The sequence below is a fragment of the Methanothermobacter sp. EMTCatA1 genome, from assembly GCF_002356395.1.
Classification (GTDB): domain Archaea; phylum Methanobacteriota; class Methanobacteria; order Methanobacteriales; family Methanothermobacteraceae; genus Methanothermobacter; species Methanothermobacter thermautotrophicus.
In genome coordinates, this window is record NZ_AP018336.1 from 1,329,459 (window position 1) to 1,351,163 (window position 21,705).

At 50.5% G+C, this 21,705-nt stretch carries 17 protein-coding genes; 6 read left to right on the plus strand and 11 right to left on the minus strand.

The annotated features are described in order from the left end of the window. Positions 1-8 precede the first annotated feature (8 nt). From ribB to sepS, 3 genes are all read right to left on the minus strand, one after another. On the minus strand, positions 9-698 hold the full coding sequence (gene ribB, locus tca_RS07160; RefSeq protein WP_010877109.1) for a 3,4-dihydroxy-2-butanone-4-phosphate synthase: 690 nt from the start codon (positions 696-698) through the stop codon (positions 9-11). A gap of 84 nt (positions 699-782) precedes the next feature. Continuing rightward, positions 783-1,151 carry a DUF120 domain-containing protein gene (locus tag tca_RS07165; RefSeq protein WP_010877110.1) on the minus strand — a complete coding sequence of 123 codons (369 nt, stop codon included), beginning with the start codon at positions 1,149-1,151 and terminating at the stop codon, positions 783-785. Between the two features lie 22 nt (positions 1,152-1,173). Continuing rightward, positions 1,174-2,772 carry an O-phosphoserine--tRNA ligase gene (gene sepS / locus tca_RS07170; RefSeq protein WP_010877111.1) on the minus strand — a complete coding sequence of 533 codons (1,599 nt, stop codon included), beginning with the start codon at positions 2,770-2,772 and terminating at the stop codon, positions 1,174-1,176. A gap of 207 nt (positions 2,773-2,979) precedes the next feature. Here sepS and tfrA point away from each other — a divergent pair, with 207 nt between their 5' ends. After that, on the plus strand, positions 2,980-4,638 hold the full coding sequence (tfrA, locus tag tca_RS07175; protein WP_048061070.1) for a fumarate reductase (CoM/CoB) subunit TfrA: 1,659 nt from the start codon (positions 2,980-2,982) through the stop codon (positions 4,636-4,638). 23 nt (positions 4,639-4,661) lie between these two features. Here tfrA and tca_RS07180 read toward each other — a convergent pair whose 3' ends face one another. Genes tca_RS07180 through tca_RS07190 form a run of 3 tightly spaced genes read right to left on the minus strand, consistent with a single transcriptional unit; the run spans position 4,662 to position 6,636 of the window. After that, complete coding sequence (locus tca_RS07180) at positions 4,662-4,997, minus strand: hypothetical protein (RefSeq protein WP_010877113.1); 336 nt, start codon at positions 4,995-4,997, stop codon at positions 4,662-4,664. Positions 4,998-5,011: 14 nt separating this feature from the next. After that, on the minus strand, positions 5,012-5,356 hold the full coding sequence (locus tca_RS07185) for an HAD hydrolase-like protein (RefSeq protein WP_010877114.1): 345 nt from the start codon (positions 5,354-5,356) through the stop codon (positions 5,012-5,014). Next, positions 5,353-6,636 (minus strand): amidohydrolase family protein, encoded by a 1,284-nt coding sequence (locus tca_RS07190; RefSeq protein ID WP_286708767.1) that lies wholly within the window; start codon positions 6,634-6,636, stop codon positions 5,353-5,355. Before tca_RS07190 ends, tca_RS07185 begins: the two co-directional genes overlap by 4 nt. Positions 6,637-6,826: 190 nt before the next feature. Here tca_RS07190 and hisG point away from each other — a divergent pair, with 190 nt between their 5' ends. Together hisG and tca_RS07200 are read left to right on the plus strand one after the other, a co-directional pair. Further along, positions 6,827-7,690, plus strand: a complete 864-nt coding sequence (gene hisG / locus tca_RS07195; protein ID WP_048176022.1) for an ATP phosphoribosyltransferase — start codon at positions 6,827-6,829, stop codon at positions 7,688-7,690. An 11-nt stretch (positions 7,691-7,701) separates the two neighbouring features. Continuing rightward, positions 7,702-8,475, plus strand: a complete 774-nt coding sequence (locus tca_RS07200; RefSeq protein WP_048176023.1) for a fumarylacetoacetate hydrolase family protein — start codon at positions 7,702-7,704, stop codon at positions 8,473-8,475. Positions 8,476-8,641: 166 nt separating this feature from the next. On the opposite strand, the gene leuS is transcribed toward tca_RS07200, so the two are convergent. From leuS to tca_RS07215, 3 genes are read right to left on the minus strand one after another with little or no spacing between them, the layout of a single operon-like run. Next, complete coding sequence (gene leuS, locus tca_RS07205) at positions 8,642-11,488, minus strand: leucine--tRNA ligase (protein WP_048061305.1); 2,847 nt, start codon at positions 11,486-11,488, stop codon at positions 8,642-8,644. After that, positions 11,469-11,786, minus strand: coding sequence for a divalent-cation tolerance protein CutA (cutA, locus tag tca_RS07210; RefSeq protein WP_010877119.1), 318 nt, complete (start codon positions 11,784-11,786; stop codon positions 11,469-11,471). The genes leuS and cutA overlap by 20 nt, the downstream gene beginning before the upstream one ends. Beyond that, positions 11,774-12,574, minus strand: a complete 801-nt coding sequence (locus tca_RS07215; protein ID WP_048061072.1) for an NAD+ synthase — start codon at positions 12,572-12,574, stop codon at positions 11,774-11,776. The genes cutA and tca_RS07215 overlap by 13 nt, the downstream gene beginning before the upstream one ends. Before the next feature lie 133 nt (positions 12,575-12,707). On the opposite strand from tca_RS07215, the gene tca_RS07220 reads away from it, so the two are divergent. Continuing rightward, positions 12,708-13,682, plus strand: a complete 975-nt coding sequence (locus tag tca_RS07220) for a TRC40/GET3/ArsA family transport-energizing ATPase (RefSeq protein WP_010877121.1) — start codon at positions 12,708-12,710, stop codon at positions 13,680-13,682. 325 nt (positions 13,683-14,007) lie between these two features. Next, positions 14,008-15,033 carry a H(2)-dependent methylenetetrahydromethanopterin dehydrogenase-related protein gene (locus tca_RS07225; RefSeq protein WP_048061073.1) on the plus strand — a complete coding sequence of 342 codons (1,026 nt, stop codon included), beginning with the start codon at positions 14,008-14,010 and terminating at the stop codon, positions 15,031-15,033. 141 nt (positions 15,034-15,174) lie between these two features. Here the strand turns inward: tca_RS07225 and tca_RS07230 are convergent, their stop codons facing one another. Together tca_RS07230 and tca_RS07235 are read right to left on the minus strand one after the other, a co-directional pair. Then, positions 15,175-19,401 carry an SBBP repeat-containing protein gene (locus tca_RS07230; RefSeq protein WP_286708768.1) on the minus strand — a complete coding sequence of 1,409 codons (4,227 nt, stop codon included), beginning with the start codon at positions 19,399-19,401 and terminating at the stop codon, positions 15,175-15,177. 311 nt (positions 19,402-19,712) lie between these two features. After that, positions 19,713-20,336, minus strand: coding sequence for a cobalt-precorrin-7 (C(5))-methyltransferase (locus tca_RS07235; protein ID WP_269899267.1), 624 nt, complete (start codon positions 20,334-20,336; stop codon positions 19,713-19,715). A gap of 137 nt (positions 20,337-20,473) precedes the next feature. On the opposite strand from tca_RS07235, the gene tca_RS07240 reads away from it, so the two are divergent. Continuing rightward, positions 20,474-21,664: a redox-regulated ATPase YchF gene (locus tca_RS07240; protein WP_269899268.1), complete on the plus strand. Its 1,191-nt coding sequence runs from the start codon at positions 20,474-20,476 to the stop codon at positions 21,662-21,664. Positions 21,665-21,705: the final 41 nt, after the last annotated feature.

Below are 21,705 nucleotides of genomic sequence, written 5' to 3' on the forward strand. Positions count from 1 at the left end.
GAACACCTCTATGATCTGAACTCCATGTATGATTCAATAAGTTCTGCACCGCTCATGAAAATAAGGTCATGTTCCCTGGCGTATTTCATGGCGTCCTCTGTTGAAAGAGAGTTACCTGTCCTGTCATCCATCATCTCACAGCAGACAGCAACACCGGTAAGTCCGGCCATTTCCATGAGGGCTATGCTCATCTCGGTGTGACCCCCCCTCCTGAGTACATGGCCATCAGCGGCCCTGAGGAGGGTGACATGACCGGGGGACCTGAAGAGGTCGCCGAAGCTCTCATGTCTATCATCCCTGCAGATCCCTGCAAGTTCACCTATGGTGAGGGCACGGTCATTGTCGGTTATACCGGTGAAGGTCTTCCTGTGATTCACGGTTATGGAGAAGGCGGACTTCTCATCGTAGGGTATGTCATGGGGGGATAGTTTTCCCAGGACCGGGTACCTCCCTGACGCCTCCTCCATTATATCGGTCATGTAGGGTATTCCAAGCTTCTCTGAGTTTTCCCAGGAGACAGGCACACATATGAGTCCCCCGGCGTCGTTCCTCATGATCCTTATATGCTCCGGTTTTATCTTCTCAGCAGCAACGATCATGTCTGTTTCTCTTTCACGGTTATCTGCATCAAATACAAGGACTATTTCTCCCCTTCTAAGTGCTTTAAGGGCTTCCTGAATCATGATCACAATCTCCATTGATAATCCTGATGTATATTTTATCCTGAGATTTAATCGGCGGCTATGCTGAGCTATTATCTATTCATTCCAGCCTGATGTCTGTTATTCCTGAATTTCACTGGTGTCTATATCCAGGCTAACGGTATCTCCATCCCTTAATTTAAGGGTTTTTCTGAGGTTCACAGGGGCCACAAATTCAAGACACCCCTGCCGGTGATGGGTCTTAAGGGGGAAGAGTATGGCCCCCTCAACCACCCCGTTGAGCAGGGCCTTAACGTAGAGGACATCACCGAAGCCACCGCCTCCCTGTATCACAGGGGCCCCCTCCCTTATCCTCTCCACAATTTCAGGGTCACCGACCTCTATGTTGAGGGTGCCGGGGAAGGGATCGAAGCCCAGTTTTTCCCTGAACTGGTCCCGGTATACGCTACGGGTTATGAAGTAGGCCCCCTCACCGAAACCTGATTTCACCTTTCCTCTGATAATCAGAGGTTCACCCCCTTAACCTGCACCTTATTGTTGAGAACAGCGGTCCCCTCAGGTCGATCTCCCGGTTTTTACCGGTTATGTACCTCATGGCGGTGTCCTCAAGGGTGAGGTTCAGGTCAGAGAGGGATCTTGCTATTGTGCTCCTCACCTCAACCTCCTCGGCGCCACTTACAACCATCTCCTCTATGCGGTAGGCTGCCTCGGCTGCAAGGGCCTCCATGTAGGTTATACCGGTGTTCAGGCCCTCCTTCCTGGCCCTGGTGATGAGTTCGCTGTCGAGCTCGGTTCCAGGTGGCACACCCAGGATGTTCCCATCATGTATGTAAACGGTGTTCCATACTGCGGGTCCCAGCAGCCGTGTGTTCTCCTCCACCTCAAGGGCACTCACCTCTATCCTCCGCCCAAGGAATTCCCCACTGTAGACCTCGAAGCTGCAGGGGGACGGGGCGTCTGCATGGGCCCTCCAGGTTTTGACTATCTTCTCCATGAGCATACGGCCATCTGAGGTTACAGGGTGGAGGTTTATCCTGAGCATCTCGGCGATGTCCCTGTCAGACAGTCGCCATTCACCGTATATCTGGGGGTAGACCATTTCACGCACGTCGCTTGCCTGGTTGAGGATCATGGCAACCCTTTCAACCCCCACCCCAAGGTTCATGACCTCCTGGTCTATCCCGTACATGGAAAGGGCTATCGGTGAATAGAGGCCGAATGTTGCCACCTCAACCCACTCCTTAAGGAGAGGGTGGTAGGCGTAGACCTCTGTCTGGGTGCCGGGTATGTAGTACTTGGACTTCTTCTCATCTGGGCGGAACCTGAACCTTGAAAATCCCAGGTGCTCGAGGAGCCCCTCTGCAACGGCCTTCCCCACATCAAGGGGGACCTCATGGTCAACCACCACACAGGAGGCGGAGTGATAGGTCATCAGGTGACTGGAGTCCTCCTTCTGCTCCCTCCGGAAGCAGCGGTCGATGGAGAAAAGCTTTAGTGGCATCCTGTACCTGTCGTGGATGTTCTGGAGTGATATGAACCATCCTGATGTCATGTGGGACCTGAGGGTGGTTCTCCCTGAGACTGGTTTGAGGTCCCTTATCTCAGGGAAGACCCTCTCAAGGACCCTCAGACCGTCGTGGCTCTCAACTTCAAGGGCATTGGATACCTCGAGGACGAGGTCGTCCCCTGAAAGATCCCCCTTCTTGTATGACCTGAAGACCTCCTTCAGGTTTTCTAGCTTCTCATCAGACACATCTATGCCCATATCCTCTATCATCTGGATCCTCCCGGTCCCGAGTCCGATATCGGGTCTTGGGAGACCCCCGAGGTAGAAGCACCTGTCCAGGACTGCAGGGGCCTCGGGCCCGAACTGGCGGTATATGTGCTCCTCGTCTATGAGGAGAGGGTTCACCATTTCACTGAATCCAAGGCGCAGGTAGGCCTCCCTTATCATCCAGATGGTATCATAGAGTACGTGCGATTTTCCGGTTTCGAATCGGAGGCGTGGATACTGCATGTCATGGTGGGGTTTCCTTAGACTCTTCCCACTTTCAAGCCATGCCCTTTCAAAGTCCCTCCTTGAAAGCTTCACTATATCCTTTCTTTTCAAACAGAACCCCCAGTGATCATTATCGAATAAATCAGGCGACTGATCCTGATTGAAGGCTTAAATCCATACATCACCCTCAGATTAGAACGTCCGTAGAGGACCGGGTGATGGTTCATCACCTGAGCTTGACTTTATTCTCGGTTATGGTTCATCACCTTAACTATTGACTGCCAAACCTTATAATAATGAATGCTAAAAATATTGTCCATGGAAAGTCAGGTCTATGAATGTGATGTTCTGATAATAGGCTCAGGTGGAGCTGGCTGCAGGGCAGCCATAGAAGTTTCTGAACACAATCTCACGCCATTAATAGTTTCAAAGGGATTATCATTTAAATCAGGGTGCACTGGAATGGCTGAAGGAGGATACAACGCTGCATTTGCATGTGTTGACCCCGAGGACAGTCCGGATGTGCACTTCGAGGACACCATGAGGGGTGGGGGATTCCTCAATGACCCCCAGCTTGTCCGCATACTTGTGGATGAGGCACCCGACAGGTTGAGGGACCTTGAAACATATGGAGCCCTCTTTGACAGACAGGAATCCGGGCTGCTTGACCAGAGGCCCTTTGGGGGGCAGACCTACAGGAGGACATGCTACCAGGGGGACCGCACCGGCCATGAGATGATAACAGCCCTCAAGGAGGAGGTCATACGACGGGATATAGAGACAGTTGAGGAGATCATGATAACATCCCTCCTTGTGGAGGAGGACCGTGTACTGGGAGCCATGGGTGTGTCCATAAGGGACTCAAGCACTGTGGCCTTCAGGGCGTCTTCAACCATCCTGGCAGCCGGTGGGGCCGGTCACATCTACCCCGTTACCTCCAACACCATCCAGAAGGGCGGTGATGGATTTTCAGTGGCATGGAAGGCAGGGGCTGACCTCATAGACATGGAACAGGTCCAGTTCCACCCCACGGGCATGGTCTACCCCGAGTCAAGGAGAGGGGTCCTTGTGACGGAGGCCGTGAGGGGTGAGGGCGGAATACTCCTCAACAGTGAGGGGGAGAGGTTCATGAAGAGATACGACCCCCGCGGCGAACTGGCAACAAGGGATGTTGTTGCAAGGGCAATCTACACCGAGATCATGGAGGGGAGGGGCACCGGGAATGGTGGAGTCTACCTTGATGTCAGCCACCTGCCCGATGAGGTCATAGAGGAGAAGCTTGAGACCATGCTCCTCCAGTTCCAGGATGTTGGTATTGATATAAGGTCCGAGCCAATGGAGGTGGCACCCACAGCACACCACTTCATGGGAGGCGTCAGGATAGATGAGTGGGGCAGGACAAACCTCAGGAACCTCTTTGCAGCCGGTGAGGTTACCGGTGGTGTCCATGGAGCCAACAGACTGGGCGGCAATGCACTGGCGGATACCCAGGTATTCGGAAGGAGGGCCGGGATAGCAGCTGCAAGGAACGCCATCAAATCAGCCCCGGCGTCTATCAAGTCTACTGTTGAGGAGGAGGAATACCGTATAAAGTCAATGGTGGCCGAAGGATCACACAGCCCATCCGAGATAAGGGACAGGCTTCATGAGGCCATGTGGAACGGTGTTGCCATAGTAAGGAGCCGTGAATCCCTTGAATCAGCCAGAGCAGTTATCCAGGACCTCACGACGATGATGGGGGATCTGAATGTCCCTGAGACGTCTGGCTTTAACACCTACCTCATCGAGGCCCTCGAACTTGAAAATATGCTTGTAACCTCATCAATGGTGGTGGAATCAGCCCTGATAAGGGAGGAGAGCAGGGGATCCCATTACAGGAAGGATTTCCCTGAAACCAGACCTGAATGGCTTAAGAGCATAGTCCTCAACAGGAACAGAAGACCCGGCTTCATAGAGAGGGGCCTTAAATCAGCCTAGGTCCACCTTAAACATAGGTCAGCTCATATGATCTGCTGCCGATGATCACCTGCCATGATCTTCAGCACGGTATCCCGGAGTTCAGGTTTTCTGTAATCAGGGAATACATGGCGGGCCCCTGCCGCCATCAGGGCCCGATCACTGTACCTTCCTGCTGATATGCCGATGTTAACAGCCCCAACATGGTCACCAGCCCTCATGTCATGGGGAGTGTCTCCGAAGAGCACGGTACTCCCGGTTGCACCGATCCTGAGACCCCTTCTAACCGCAATCTCTGTTAGCTTATTCCTGTCAGGACTGTCACTACCAAACCCGCCGAAGGAAAAGTAACCTGCAATACCTGCCCTTTCGAGCTTCATGAATGCTATTTCCCTCAGTTGCCTGTAACAAGGCCCATAGGTACATCCATGGATTTAAGGAAACTCAGGAACTCCTCCACGCCATCTATGAGTTCTATATTCTCTTCATTTATGTTATGTTTCACGTATTCTCTGAGTTCCCGGAGGAATCTGGGCAGCTGACCCTCTATCTCTTCACCTTCAAGGCCCCTGAGGAGGAGGACCTCCTCTGCTATCACAGGGTCTGTCTTTCCATGGTAGTCTATGAGCTCCACGCCGGCATCAACACCATAGACCTCCCTGAAGGCGTGCCTGAAGGCATTCTCATGGGCGGAAGAGCGGTGTATCAGGGTCTTATCAACATCAAAGAGGGCCATCATCCTGTTAGCTCCGCGGCAGCTGCTTCTGCGAGTTCCATCACGTATTTCTCCTCCAGGACCTCCAGTTCTCCATCCCTCAGGAGAATCCTCCCATCACATATGACGGTGTCCACATCGGCCCCTGAGGCAGAATATACCGTGTGTGACGGAGGGTTTCTCCAGGGAGTCAGGTGGGGCCTCCTGGTATTAAGTATGACGATGTCAGCGAGCTTACCAGGCGCTATAAGACCGGCGTCGATTCCAAGGGCCCTGGCACCGTTGAGTGTGGCCATACTGAACACATCCATGGCTGGAAGCGCTGTAGGGTCTTCAAGGTTCACCTTCTGGAGCAGTGAGGCTGTTTTCATCTCCTGGAACATGTCAAGGTTGTTGTTTGATGCGGCGCCATCGGTTCCCAGTGAAACGTTAACACCCCTCTGGAGGAGCCGGGCGACCGGGGATACTCCCGATGCAAGTTTCATGTTACTTGAGGGGTTGTGTGAGACCTTCACATCTCTCTCTGCAAGTACATCAATCTCCCAGTCCTTCAGCCACACGCAGTGGGCAGCCACGGTCCGTGGGCCCAGCACCCCAACCTCATCAAGGTACTCCACAGGGGTCATTCCATGGGACCTGGAGACTTCACTGACCTCATTCTCTGTCTCTGAGACATGTATATGTATCATGAGATCATTTTTATCGGCCAGGGCAGCTGTCTCTTTAAGGAGTTCCTCTGAGCACGTGTAGGGGCTGTGAGGGCCAAGCGCAACCCTTATGCGGTCATCTGCCATCCCATGGCATTCCTTTATTATCCTGCGGCTCTCCCTCAGTTCGGCCGTCATCTTTTCAGTGTCTCCCAGGTCTATCATACCGTGGCTTATGACGCACCTGAGGCCTGCCTCCTCCACGGCACGTGCAACGTGGTCCATGTAGAAGTACATGTCGTTGAAGGAGGTTGTACCTGATCTTATCATCTCGATACATCCCAGCAGGGCTCCGGCGTAGCAGTAATCCCCGTTGAGCCGGGTCTCGGCAGGCCATATGTGATCGTTCAGCCACCTGTCAAGGGGTAGGTCATCTGCAATCCCCCTGAAGAGTGTCATTGAGAGGTGAGTGTGTGTGTTCACAAGTCCAGGGATCAGGAGCTTGCCTGTTCCGTCAATAACGGTGTCAGCATCCCCCGGGCTGAGGGTGTTCGAGACATCAGCTATCCTGTTATCCTCAATGAGGACGGATCCCCGCCGGATTCCCCCCGCATCAAGGATCTCTGGACCGGTTATCAGTATGCTTTCATTATCCATGGAACCACCTTATAACTTATAAGTTCTAACTTATAATCCGGTCAGGGACCGGACTCCAAACCTATTATATAGGTTTCCTGAAAGAGATATAAGTTAATCTCCAGTGAAGAATGATAGATCCTGCAGATGAATGAATAAACCCTGCAGGAGCTTAATGTAAAATAAATTTAACCAGTCATCGAGGGATTGAATGAAGATAAGAATAGCGGTTCCCTCCAAGGGAAGGATAAGCGAGCCTGCAATAAGGTTACTTGAAAATGCGGGTGTCGGCCTTAAGGATACTGTTAACAGGAAATTATTCTCAAAGACACAGCACCCCCAGATTGAGGTAATGTTCAGCAGAGCAGCGGACATACCTGAATTCGTTGCCGACGGTGCCGCTGACCTGGGGATCACCGGCTATGACCTCATAGTTGAAAGGGGAAGTGACGTTGAAATCCTGGAGGACCTCAAATACGGGAGGGCCAGCCTGGTTCTTGCAGCCCCTGAGGACTCCACCATCAGGGGCCCGGAGGACATACCTCAGGGTGCAGTTATAGCCACAGAGTTCCCGGGGATAACAGAGAACTATCTCAGGGAGCACGGTATAGATGCGGAGGTTGTTGAACTCACAGGATCAACAGAGATAGCGCCCTTCATTGGAGTCGCTGACCTCATAACAGACCTCAGCAGCACAGGGACAACCCTCAGGATGAACCACCTCCGGGTAATCGACACCATCCTCGAAAGTTCGGTTAAGCTCATAGCAAACAGGGAAAGCTACGCCACCAAATCAGGGATAATAGAGGAACTCAGAACAGGGATACGCGGAGTCATAGATGCCGAGGGGAAGAGACTGGTGATGCTTAACATCGACCGCAAAAACCTTGACAGGGTCAGGGCCCTGATGCCCGGGATGACAGGCCCCACGGTCTCAGAGGTGCTCTCAGATAACGGGGTTGTGGCAGTACACGCAGTGGTGGATGAAAAGGAGGTCTTCAACCTCATAAACAGGCTCAAGGCGGTGGGGGCAAGGGATATACTTGTTGTGCCCATTGAGAGGATAATACCCTGAGGGTGAGTGAATTGAAATTCCTGAGGTTCATGAAGGATGGAAGGCTCCTTCACGGGTTCACAGAGAACAGAAGAATATTGGAGATCCGGAAGGAGGAATACCTCTCAGATAACCCTGAGGTCATTGCTGAACATTCACTGGATGATGTGAGGATACTACCACCGGTATCCCCATCCAAGGTAGTCTGTGTGGGCCTCAACTACAGGGACCATGCCGCTGAACTTGGAATGGACATCCCTGATGAACCGATCATCTTCCTTAAACCGCCGACAACCGTGATAGGTCATGGGGACACAGTGATATATCCTGAGATGTCCTCAGAGGTTGACTATGAGGTTGAACTTGCAGCCGTCGTATCAGAGAGGGCCCGGAGGGTTGACTCCTCGGCGGCATCTGAGTTCATAGCAGGCTACACTGTCCTCAATGATGTAACTGCAAGGGACCTGCAGAGGAGGGACGGTCAGTGGACACGTGCAAAGAGTTTTGACACCTTCTGCCCGATAGGACCTGTAATAGAGACTGATGTAACTCCGGATAATCTTGATATATCCCTGAAACTCAATGGGGAGGTCAGACAGTCCTCAAACACGTCCAACATGATATTCACGGTCCACGAGCTCCTTGAGTTCATATCCCATGTCATGACACTGGAGCCAGGGGACGTCATAGCAACTGGCACACCCCCTGGTGTGGGCCAGATGGTACCGGGGGACACCGTGAGGGCCACCGTTGAGGGTGTGGGGACCCTTGTGAACCGGGTTGAAAGGTCTGTGTGGATGGATTGAGGATTTTATCGACCATTGAGAAAGGATTCTTTTTTCATAATTTTTCAGAGAAAAGAGAGATGGGTCTGGATATTCTTTTGAGGAATTCTCATTTTTTCATATGTTTGCAGAGAAAAGAGAAAAAATGGGTCTGGATTTATACTCTAGGAAAAGAGCTGTCTGAGGATCATTCAAGGTATATGGCTGGCTTCAGGGGAACGGCATTCACAGCCTTGTTTTCAGGGTCATAGTCTGGTTTGCTGTGTATCACAACCCTGGCTCCAACCTCTGATTCAATGTAATCAGATGCATCCATGAGTACGCTGTACTCGTCTATCACCGTAACCTCTGATTTACCAAGGTCCCTGATGATCCTCCTTACAAATTCAGCAACCTCCTTCATGTTATCATGGATGCCCTCAGCTGAAACCCTTCCCATTATGGAGCCCATATCTAGTTTTCCTACCTCTGCTGCGACCCTTAGCACATCCCATTTCCATTTTGGTGAGGTGTATATGTGGACCCTCTCCGGGGTGGATCCAAGGATCTTCATGATTTCCTGAATGTCTCTAACGGTATTCTGGACCATCTCCTCTGCAACCTGCACATCCCTGCTCTCTGCATCATCTGAGAAGTCAGGCCATGGAGCTTCTGCTACAAAACCCTCACCACCATACCTCTCCCACATCTCCTCAGCAGTGTAGGGTATGAATGGAGCCATGAGCCTTATCCAGGCGTGCAGAACGTTTGCAAGGACAGATTTAACCTCATCATCAACTCTACCCTCAACACGCTTAAGGTAGTGGTCAACATCCTTTTTAAGGAGATAGAGTGCCTCCTGAACTGCCTTTCTTGTCTGGAATGATTCAAGGGCCCTTGTGGCTTCACGTATCCTCTGGTTCAGCTGACCCATCATCCACCTTCCAATGAAGCTTTCAGGTTCAGCTGGAGTAACCTCACTGAGGACTGGCCTACCATCCAGGATACCTGAGACCCTCTCTCCGAATTCCCTGAACCATTCAATCCTCCTGCGGGTCCCGATGACCTCACTCTCCCTCCAGTCAAAGTCCTGCCATGGCTCTGCTGAGGACATGAGGAAGAGCCGCACCACGTCTGCACCGTGCTTCTCGATGGCATCCCTCAGGAGTATGACGTTGCCCTTGGAGGATGACATCTTGTTGCCCTCAAGAAGGCCCATACCAAAGACCACAGCCCCCCGGGGCCACCCTGACTCAGGGAATATGGCTGAGTGGTGGAATATATGGAATGTCAGGTGATTGCCTATGAGGTCCTTTGCAGAGAGCCTCCAGTCAAGGGGGTACCAGTACCGGAATTCCTCCCTGAGATCCTCAAAGGTTCCTGAATCATCTAGGAATATGGCATCAAAGAACTCATCGTCCATCTCCCCGGCATCCATCTCCCTGAGGCGGTGTGCGATGGTGTAATATGCCATGTAGATTGTTGAGTCTGTGAGGGGTTCGATGATCCACCTCTCATCCCAGGGCAGCCTTGTTCCAAGGCCTATCCTCCTTGAACATGCCCAGTCATTGAGCCAGTCGATGTAGTATTCAAAGTTGGCCCGGACCTCCTCGGGTATTATCTTCATGCCATCGAGGCACCTGTGGGCGAGGTCCTTCCAGGCGTCATCAGAGTACTTCATGAACCACTGGTCCTCCATGACCCTCACAACGCACCTGCCACCGCAGCGGCATATAACAGGTCGCTCAGCGAATTCATACATCTCATCTGCAAGGCCCTGGTCCTTCAGTTCATCAGCGATGACCTCACGGGCCTCAGAGACCTTCATACCACCATAGACAGGGATGTGGCTGCTCATAACACCCCTCGCATGCTCGATCTTGTATAGCTCCCCGGTGGCATCCTCAAGGCGGGGGTCCTCCTGGTTTCTGACACCAAATTTCTCTATAACCTCGGCCGCCGGGAACTCACCGTAGCCATCCACTGCTATGACATTCACGGGCTCAATATCAGCAACCACATCCTCAAGACCGTACCTTTCAAGGAGTTCATGGTCTGTCCTGAGGTCCTCAAGGGCTATGAAGTCTGCAGGGGCATGTGCAGGGACAGAGAACACAACACCTGTGGCATATTCAGGGTCAACGAAGGAAGCCGGGAGTATGGGGTGTTCCTGGCCCGTCACAGGATTCTCCACGCACATCCCTATCAGGTCCCCGGGGTTGACGTCACCGGAAACCTTGAGGTCCAGTTTCTGGTGTGAAAGATTATCCACGGCAGCCCTGCTTATTATCCACTCCTCACCACCTGTTTCAACCCTCACATAATCCTCATCAGGGTTCAGCCAGAGGTTGGTGGCCCCATAGATTGTCTCGGGCCTGAAGGTGGCTGCGACCAGGTATGAGTCTCCAAGTTTGAATTTGAGGAGTGTGAGCTGGTTTATGGCAACCCCCTCACCCTCAAGGAGGTCATGGTCACCCACAGGGTTTTCACATTCAGGGCAGTACTTAACAGGATGGGCGCCCTTCCTTACGAGGCCAAGGTCCCTCAGCTTCCTTATCTGCCACTGTATGAACCTGCTGTAGGTGGGATCCGTGGTTTTGAATTCACGCCTCCAGTCGATGGAGTAGCCCATATCCTCCATAACAGACCGGTATTCCCTGCTGAAGTATTCAACTATGTACTCAGGGTCACTGAAACGTTCAAGCTCATCCTCGGGGACCCTGTGGACCTCCCTGTAGATTTTGAGGGTCCAGGGATCCTTCCTCTGAATCCTCCGCGCTATCCCTATGACAGGGGCCCCTGTGACATGCCAGGCCATGGGAAACAGGACGTTGTAGCCCTGCATCCTCTTGAACCGTGCATAGACATCAGGGACAGTGTAGGTCCTCCCGTGTCCTATGTGCATCGCACCACTGGGGTAGGGGTAAGCGACTGTGAGGAATATCTTTTCTCTGTCATCAGGGTCAGCCTGAAATATGCCAGCATCTCTCCATCTATCACGCCATTTTCTTTCAATATCCACTGAATCACCGCCATCATGGCCTTTTAACTTCATCATCTAACCATTCAAGGTAATCACGAGATCCCCCGGTTATGGGAATTGATATTATGCATGGATTATCATAACTATGTAGTTCCCTGACTCTTTTAATTATTTGCGGGGTCAGTTCATGGGACGTTTTAACAATGAGGGCTGACTCTTCATCCTCCTCCATGCTTCCCTCCCAGTGATAGATGGACCTTATGGAGGGGATTATATTAACACAGGCAGCGAGTCTCTCCTCAACAAGTTTACGTCCGATGGATGCTGATTCATCCACTGAGGATGCTGTTATGTAGATCAGTGTGAACACTCCATCACCTCCCAGATATCCGGGACCTCAGGGGGTTTCAGTTTATGCTCCGATCCCTTAACCATACTGGCAATCCTTTCAACCTCTGAGGGTGGCAGTGATAGGGTGGATGCGACCTCCTCCACCGGGAGCTTCCTGTCAACCAGGAGGCAGAGGAGTTCATCCAGTAGATCGTACTTCATGCCGAGTTCCTCCTCATCGGTCTGGCCGTGCCAGAGGCCGGCTGTGGGAGGTTTTTTTATTATCTCAGGGGGAACACCCAGCCTCCCCGCAAGTTCACGGACCTGTCCCTTGTACAGTCCTCCGATGGGTAGCATATCAACTCCACCATCACCGTACTTGGTGAAGTAACCCAGAAGTAGCTCGGTCCGGTTACCGGTACCTGCCACGAGCCGGTTCAGGGAGTTGGCATGGTAGTAGAGGATCACCATGCGGGCCCTTGGTTTAAGGTTTGCCAGTGCCAGTTCATTCGCATTGTGGCTGCAGAGCCCAGTGAGGGATTCTATGATGGGGTCAATGTCTATGGTTTCACTCTCAATTCCAAGTTCATCTGCAACGGTCCTGGCATGTCTCAGATCATCCCTGGGGGTAGTACTGGATGGCATGATTAGCCCGAGGACCCTGTCAGGTCCCAGAGCATTAACTGCAAGGTATGCTACTGTGCTTGAGTCCACACCACCACTGAGCCCCAGCACCACACCGCTGGCTCCACTCTCAGCCACCTTCTGCCTTATGAAATCCTCTATTACCGATACCACTTCAGAACAAAGCCCGGGAACACACTTCATGGAACCACTCTCATCAAACAGCAATGGTTAAAAGTAAGTAGGGTATATTTTATATAACTATCAAAAGAGGTAGAAAAACTTATATCAGTGATGCTGATCTTGGATCGATGATTAATTTTACAGGAGGAGTATAATGGCATTTAAGGATCTCTTCAAGTTCAATAAGGGCAAAACAACATTTGTATTCATAGGTGGAAAGGGAGGAGTTGGTAAGACAACCATATCGGCTGCAACAGCCCTCTGGATGGCAAGGTCAGGTAAAAAGACCCTGGTGATCTCAACTGACCCTGCACACTCACTTTCAGATTCACTGGAGAGGGAGATAGGCCACACCCCCACAAAGATAACCGAGAACCTCTATGCGGTTGAGATAGACCCTGAGGTTGCAATGGAGGAGTACCAGGCAAAACTTCAGGAACAGGCTGCAATGAACCCTGGCATGGGCCTGGATATGCTCCAGGACCAGATGGACATGGCATCAATGTCCCCGGGTATCGATGAGGCTGCGGCCTTCGACCAGTTCCTGAGGTACATGACAACCGATGAATACGACATCGTTATCTTTGACACGGCACCAACCGGTCACACCCTCCGCCTCCTATCCTTCCCTGAAATAATGGACTCATGGGTCGGGAAGATGATAAAGATAAGGAGGCAGATAGGAAGCATGGCCAAGGCCTTCAAGAACATACTCCCATTCATGGGTGATGAGGAAGAGGAGGACAGGGCGCTGCAGGACATGGAGGCCACCAAGAAGCAGATAAACGCTGCAAGGGAGGTCATGTCAGACCCTGAGAGGACATCCTTCAAGATGGTTGTCATCCCTGAGGAGATGTCCATCTACGAGTCAGAGAGGGCAATGAAGGCCCTCGAGAAGTACAGTATCCACGCCGACGGCGTAATAGTGAACCAGGTCCTCCCGGAGGAGAGCGACTGCGAGTTCTGTAATGCCCGCAGAAAACTCCAGCAGGAGAGGCTTAAGCAGATCCGGGAGAAATTCAGTGATAAGGTGGTTGCAGAGGTCCCGCTTCTCAAGAAGGAGGCAAAGGGTATTGAAACCCTGGAGAAGATAGCAGAGCAGCTTTACGGCGAACCCGAGCCAGAATAGATCCCTTAAATTTTTTATGATCAGTACATTGAGCACCTGATTTTTCCTCTTTTTACCACCTTTAAGGCCACTGTATTATAGAATCACCATCTTTTATTAAAAAATTTTCCATCTCAGATGTCATTATTTCAATTTATATCATATTTAAGACCTTTAAATCTTAATATGGAATTTAAATGGGAGTATATCAAATTTTAAAATAATTTTTGACTTCTTAATGTATTTTAGGATGCTGGGGGCTCCTAATTTTTTCAAAGAAAAAAATGCCAAAATTTATAATATTCATTCAAATTACTTAACAATATATTAATGTTAGGTGAGCACTATGAAAGTTGCAGTTTATGGCGCGGGTAACCAGAAACTTTATGTGGACCAGCTGAACTTGCCTGAAAAATATGGGGGTGAGGCACCCTACGGTGGAAGCAGAATGGCAATTGAATTTGCAGAGGCCGGACATGACGTTGTACTGGCAGAACCAGCAAGGGATATGCTGGATGATGCACACTGGAAGGTGGTTGAGGATGCAGGGGTCACAGTAACAGACAACGATGCAGAGGCAGCCAGTGAGGCTGAAATAGCAGTACTCTTCACACCCTTCGGTAAGAAGACCTTTGAGATAGCAAAGAACATAACAAATCACCTGCCAGAGGGGGCTGTCATAGCAAACACCTGTACGGTCTCACCTGTGGTACTCTACTACGTACTTGAAAGGGAGCTTAGAAGGGATCGTAAGGACCTGGGTATAGCATCAATGCACCCTGCAGCCGTCCCTGGTACACCACAGCACGGCCACTATGTCATAGGGGGTCACTCAAGCAGTGAACTTGACATAGCAACAGATGAACAGATATCAAGATGCGTTGAACTCGCTGAAAGCTGCGGTAAGGTAGCCTATGTTGTACCAGCCGACGTATCAAGTGCAGTTGCAGATATGGGGTCACTTGTTACAGCGGTCACACTTTCAGGTGTCCTTGACTACTACTATGTGGGTACACAGATAATCAGGGCCCCCAAGGAGATGGTTGAAAAGCAGATCCTCATGACACTCCAGACCATAGCTTCACTCGTTGAAACCTCAGGTGTTAATGGAATGCTCAAGGCCATGAACCCTGAACTCCTTGTGAGGAGCGCTAAATCAATGCACCTCCTTGAGGAGCAGGAGGAACTGGATGCAGCACTCAACACCCTATCAGACCTTGATGATGAGGTAAATAAATGGATAGAGAAGGGTGAGATCAGGCACACGGATCTGGTTGCTGCACAGGCCCTTGCAAAGGAGATAAAGAACCTCATGGGTGGAAAGGCTGCCGAGGGTACAATAAGGCGCTGCATGAGGAAGATGTTTGAATAATAATTTTTCCTTATCTTATTTTGTGCAACAAATTTTTTTGAGACCAATTCGGCAGCTGATTTTTGCAATGATTTGATGTTATCCAGAATAAGTTTTTAGTAGAAGCTCTGAATCGATGTTTTAATCCAAAAAATAAAAAGATCAGGTGACGGTTATTCTCATATTAACCGCCCTGAAGGTCTTTTTTATGTACACGTACCTGTAACCCCTTATGGTGTTGCTGTAGTTGAGCGTTGCTGATAGTGTGTCGGCTCTGAAGGTCTCTGAGAGTTTTATGGTCCTGGTGTACCTGCTCGGGTTGTAGATCTTCCTCGTTGTCACTATCCTTGCATCGTATGGGTAGTATCCGATGGTTGCTGAGTAGCTTCTGCCGGGTTTCAGTGTGAACTTGAATGTCCGGTATCCAAGTTTTGCACCGGTTGATGAATAAACCGTCACATAGTATGTCACTGTGGTGGTGTACTTTCCTGTATTTCTGAATGTGAAGGAGTATTTTCTTCTGGCCGGGTTAACGTATACTGTGCTGTTCCTGAGGTTACCCAGACTGAAGGTGTAGACACCGGGTCCGGATAGGTACTGCTGGAAGTTTATGTTTCCTCTCTCCCCGGGTCCGAGTCTGATGGTTTCGTTCCTTATGAGTGACCCGTTTAGGTAGAATGGTATGCTGAATTCCCCTTCAAGGTCACCACTGTTTTCAATCTCTGCACTGACATTTGCGTTCACTGACCCCACAGCGCTTCCCGGTGTAACACTGAATGATCTTATCTCAAGTGTGGCTGGTTTCAGTGCGTTCACATTGATGCCTGGCGGATTATCTATCCACACCGTGTGGTTGCCCCTCTGCGTTATATTGTATGTGAATGACACTGTGACATCCCCACCGGCAGGCACGTTAACGGTCCTGTTCTGGACATTCACACCGTCAATGTAGAGCCTTGCGGTGTAGTTACCGGCAATGTCTCCGATGTTTGTCACCCTTACAGATGCATTGACTCTGAGGGGTATGACTCCGGTGGATGGTGAAACAGTTAGACTGTCAACAATGAAGGTTGCGGGTCTTAGAACCCTCACTGTGACCGGGGAAAGGGAATTGACAGTCACCTGGTGCTCACCTGGTTCACTGATATCCGCTGTGAAGCTAACAAGCACTGAACCCGGACCTGTGACCCTAACGGTCCTGTTCTGGACATTCACACCGTCAATGTAGAGCCCTGCAGTGTAGTTTCCAGACCCCTCCTCAGTGGTGCTTACAAGGGCCGTGACTATTATCCTGTGTGGTGAAACACCGGTGAGTGGTGTGGCACTGAGGTTTGAGATTGCAGGTTCACTGAGTACCCTCACATCAAGTGGGGTTAGAGATCCTATTCCAGCCAGGTATATTCCGGGATTGTCTATGGTGTGATTAAATGCCACCTGGACGCTTCTACCGGCCCCAACTGTAACATTCTTCTCATCCACAGCCAGACCGTTGATGTAGAGGACTGCAGTGTAATTCCCGTCAACCTCGCCGGTGTTCCTGGCAGTGGCAGTGGCTGTTATGGTAAGAGGGCTGAAACCTGAAGATGGTGTCACGCGCAGATCTGAGAGGGTTATGCTGGCAGGTCTAAGGACACGCACGATTTTACTGAACTCATTGATTCCCACAGTATGGTTTCCAGGGGTTAGAAGTGTCCCCATGGCGATCTCCCTTGTTTCGCCCGGACTGAGACTCACAATGTTCTCCTGCACGACCACACCATCAACCATTAGCCTTGCAGTGAAACCTATAACCAGGTCGTGGGGATTTGTCACGTTCAGGGACGCCCTTACACTTAATGGGGCCGGGCCTGTCACAGGCGTGACATTGAACCCTGTGATCGTTGGATCAGGCTCAAGGACCCTGATAGTCACATCAGTGCCTGAGTTCAAACGCAGACGGTATTCGCCTGGAAAGGTGAGCTCCTTTCTGAATGAAACCAGCACCGAACTCTTACCAGGGACACTGACGGTTCTGGTTTCCCAGGCTACATCATCAAGGTAGAGCGTCACTGCGAAATCACCTGCGAGGTCACCGTTGTTCATTACTATTGCAGTGACAGTCACGTTGAGTGGTGATTTGCCATCCACCGGGGAAACTGTAACATTGGATAGTGTGAAGTTGGCCTCACTGAGGACCCTGACGGTTCCTGAGACATTATTGTTGAGTGATATCGTGTAGAATCCTCTATCAGGAAGGAGTATGCTGGTGCTGAAGGGTACCGTGCTTTCACCTGGAATATTGAGGACCTCCGTGTGATCGGGAACACCGTTGACGTATATGGTGGCTGTGTAACTCCTTGGATTTGAATCGATATTGGTGATCATGGCGCTGACCGTAACCGTCAGTGGTGCTGCTCCGCTCTGGGGTGTCAGTGTGAAGTTTTCTATGTAGAACTTCTCCCCCTCCATGACATAGACCAGCTCGGGTTCAAGGTCGTTTATGGTGATCTCATATAGGCCTGCTGCAAGGGTCCTGTTGAAGGATACGGTGGTCCTGCTGCTGGCGTTCACCGTGACATTCCTGCTGTCAACGAGCACCCCGTCAATGTAAAGTTCTGCTGTGTAGCTGTCTGGAAGGTCGCCGTAGTTTACAAGGTCAGCTGTCACATTCACCTTCAGGGGCTCCTGGCCACCTGATGGTGTCACCCGGAGGTTCTCAGGGATTATCAGGGGCCCGAGGAATACCCTCACAGTTGCTGGTGGGAAGTTGTTCACACCCACAGAATATGCCCTGCTGTTTCTCAGGGTGTATTCAAACTCGAAGGGCTCTGTTTCCAGTGAACCAACCTCGACCCACTTTCCAGCGGTCCTGTAACCGTTTATGTAGAGGTCAAGTCTGTACCACCCTGTGGAATCACCGTAGTTGGTTATGTTACCTGTAAGGGTTACTGTGAGGGGTCCTGTCCCGTTGAGGGGTGTCACGCTGATGTTGCTTATTATGAATGGTGTGAATCTTGTAAGGAAACCATCTGAGAGTCCTGTGAGATTCTTTTTGCAGGCATCTGGAGTTACCGTGAAATTTGAGGACCAGGTTTTCCCTGCAACATAGATGTTCTGGTACCTGTCAACCGCCACACCGTAGCCCTGGTCAGCCTCAATGCCCCCCAGGTAGGAGCTGTAGAGGACGCCTTTCGGGATGCTGAATTTCATAACGAAGGCATCCACACCACTTAAGGAACTGTCGTATGCTCCGGGTGTTAAGGGGAAGTTATCTGATCCTGTCCAACCTGTGAGGTAGAGGTTTCCAAGGATGTCCTGTGTGATATCGTTTATTGAGTCGTCTCCGCGCCCACCGAGGTAGGTTGAGTATTCCACTGAGTAGTCATTGAATACCATGATGAAACCGTCACTGGAGCCGTTCCTTATTTTCTGGTAGGCGTTTGGTGTCAGAGGGAAGTCAGATGAATTGGTTTTACCTGCGAGGTAAATCAGGGAGTCCCTGGATATAATTGAATAACAGAAATCCGGTCCTGAACCTCCAAGGTAGGTTGAATAATCACAATTCAGGTCTGGAGTGAATCTTGATAGAAATATATCGGTGGTTCCCCTTTTATCACCGGATATGGCGTCAAATGTCAGTGGAAAGTCATCTGAGTAGGTGTATCCCGTAATGTATATGTTACCTGCATAGTCAATGGCGATCCCCTGGCAGTAGTCGTCCCATGATCCCCCAAAGTATCTTAGATTGACAGGATTGAGGTCCTGGTCGAACCTGGCAAGAAATGCATCGTATCCACCATGATAGGTCCAGTCTGTCAGTGGAGTTGCGTTTGGGTTGGTCCCCGGCACTATAACTGTACCCCCACCCAGCTCAGATACATTGAGGACGGTTGAAATCGTGTAGCCACTGACGTAAATGTTGCCTTCATAATCGATGGCAAGGCCCTTTGCAACGTCATAGCCTGAGCCGCCAATGTATACCCTCTTAACTTCTTTGCCTGAGGGGTCTATTTTTGATATGAAGGCATCCGCAACCTTCAGACCGTCATGGTTTATCTCGCCCACAACGTAGGCGTATCCATCTCCATCTGCAACTATTCTGTGGCCCCAGTCGTCTCCTGATGTGTCAGTTAATATTGTATGGTATATGACTTCTCTTGTCACGTTAAATTTGGTGACGAATACATCCTTGGATCCATTTACATGTGTAGATCCGGTCACATAGATGTACCCTGAGTCGTCCACATAGACGTCACGTGCCTCGTCAACGACTTTGTCACCAAGGTAGGTTGAATAGTCCACTGTATAGTTTGATTCTGCAGCTACTGTACCCTGCAGTATCAGTAGGAGGAATATGGTGCAAAACAGAATAGAAAACCTTTTATATAGGTCTATTTTATCACCTCCCAAAGGTGAACTTTGTTATTACAGTTATAATGAATATAATTTACGGTTTGATCTTGAAATTAAGAAATTATGTTTACACTTCAAAAAAATAAACCAGCTGTTTTCATGAAGTTATACAATGGGAGGGACAATCTAAAAAGGGATTTTTATTAATAGAGAAGTATTCAGTATTAATCAGCCTCAGAAAACATCCGGAGCATCAGCAGCTGAAAATTCGTTATATACAATCACGGCTCCGGTGGCAGAGTATTTCAGCTGACGTGTCGTTTTCAGGATATCAGAGAAGGGGATGGAATTAGAGGTAAATGAATGATTCAGAGGACAACGAGGATGGACATGTAACTGAATTCAGATTCACTCACATCCCTCAGTGTTGATTTCAGGACCCTCTCATCGGGATAGCTGAGCCTTTCACAGACAGCAACCCTCCTTTCAGGGTCAAGACCGCATTCAATGAGGAATGCTGCTGTCTTTGATGGATTCATTGAGGGCAGGATTATGGTTGGCCTCCCATTATCAATTACATCCAGGATTCCCTCCTCGCCACGTCCATGAAGGGTGATGACATCTGCATCGTCCCAGGGTATCAGCAGCCTCGCTGCACATAGCTGGATTGAGCTGATTCCAGGCACCACCTTCACCCTCACCGGGAGTCCACGGGAGGATATTATCCTTTTCAGTGGTTTGAGGACCCCTGAAAATCCAGGGTCACCTGTGGAGAGCACGGAGACCTCCATGGAGATTGCAAGTTCAGCAGCCCTTCCTAACTTCTCATCCATATCCCTGGCACCGAGGACCACGGTTTTTCTGGCGGATGGAAAAAGTTCAAGGGCCCTGCGACTTCCAAATACAACTTCTGAGTTCATAACTGCATTCATTGCAGCGGGTGTGATGTAATCCGGCGATCCTGGACCTATTCCCACTATGTTCAGAGTCATAAAATTACCCCTATTCCATCAAATTCAGCCCAATGGAGCAGGTATTCACTGGGTCTCAGCAATCTCTCCATTAAAGAGAGTGTCCCATACCAACATTTTATTATAATATCCCGGCACTACTTATTAATGTGATAACAATGATCCAGATTGCAGTCACAGGAAAACCCAACGTTGGAAAATCATCATTCTTCAATGCAGCCACCCTATCTGAGGCCGAGGTTGCATCATATCCCTTCACAACAATCGATGCCAACCATGCAGTGGCCTATGCATCCTGCAGATGCCCCTGCAGGGAACTTGGAGTTGAATGCAACCCCCGGAACTCCCGGTGCATCAATGGTGTCAGACTAATACCAGTGGAGCTCATAGACGTCGCCGGCCTGGTACCAGGGGCCCATGAGGGGAGGGGCCTCGGGAACAAGTTCCTTGATGACCTCAGACAGGCGAGGGCATTTCTCCACGTCATAGACGCCTCAGGTTCCACCGATGAGGAGGGGAGACCCGTTGAATCAGGAAGCCACGACCCCCTGGAGGACGTTGAGTTCCTGGAGGAGGAGATAACCATGTGGCTCTACGGGATCCTCGAGAGGAACTGGGAGAGGCTCCTCAGAAAGGCTGCTTCAGAGAAGCTCGACATGAACCGAATCATACATGAACAGCTCTCAGGCACCGGAATAACACCTGAGGACATCATTGAGGCATCACGGAAGGTGGATGCCGATGTTTATTCATGGGGGAAGGATGAGCTTCTGCAGTTCCTTGATGAGCTCCTCAGAATAGCAAAGCCAATGCTCATAGTTGCAAATAAGGCGGACCTTCCATCAGCCAGTGAGAATATTGAGCGCCTGAAGGATGCCTACCCCCACGTGGTACCCGCATCTGCAGAGGCTGAACTGGCCCTCAGAAGGGCAGCAGAGGCGGGTTTAATCAGTTACACCCCCGGTGGCAGTGAATTTGAGATAATCGATGAAGCAAAGCTCACAGATAAACAGAGGGCGGCCCTTGAGTACATACGTGAAAATGTCCTGGAGGTTTACGGGAGCACAGGTGTCCAGGAGGCCATCAACAGGGCCGTATTTGATCTTCTGGACATGATAGTTGTCTTCCCGGTTGAGGATGAGCACAGATTCACTGACCAGAAGGGGAATGTGCTCCCAGACGCCATCCTTGTACCGCGGGGCTCCAGTCCAAGGGACCTTGCCTACCTGATACACACGGAGATAGGTGACTCCTTCCTCCATGCGGTGGATGCCAGAAAGGGTATGAGGGTCGCATCCGACCATGAACTGGAGGATGGGGACATAATAAGCATCATCTGCAGCAGATAGTTTCATAGGATAGCACATTAATTTAATAACATGAGTGGTGC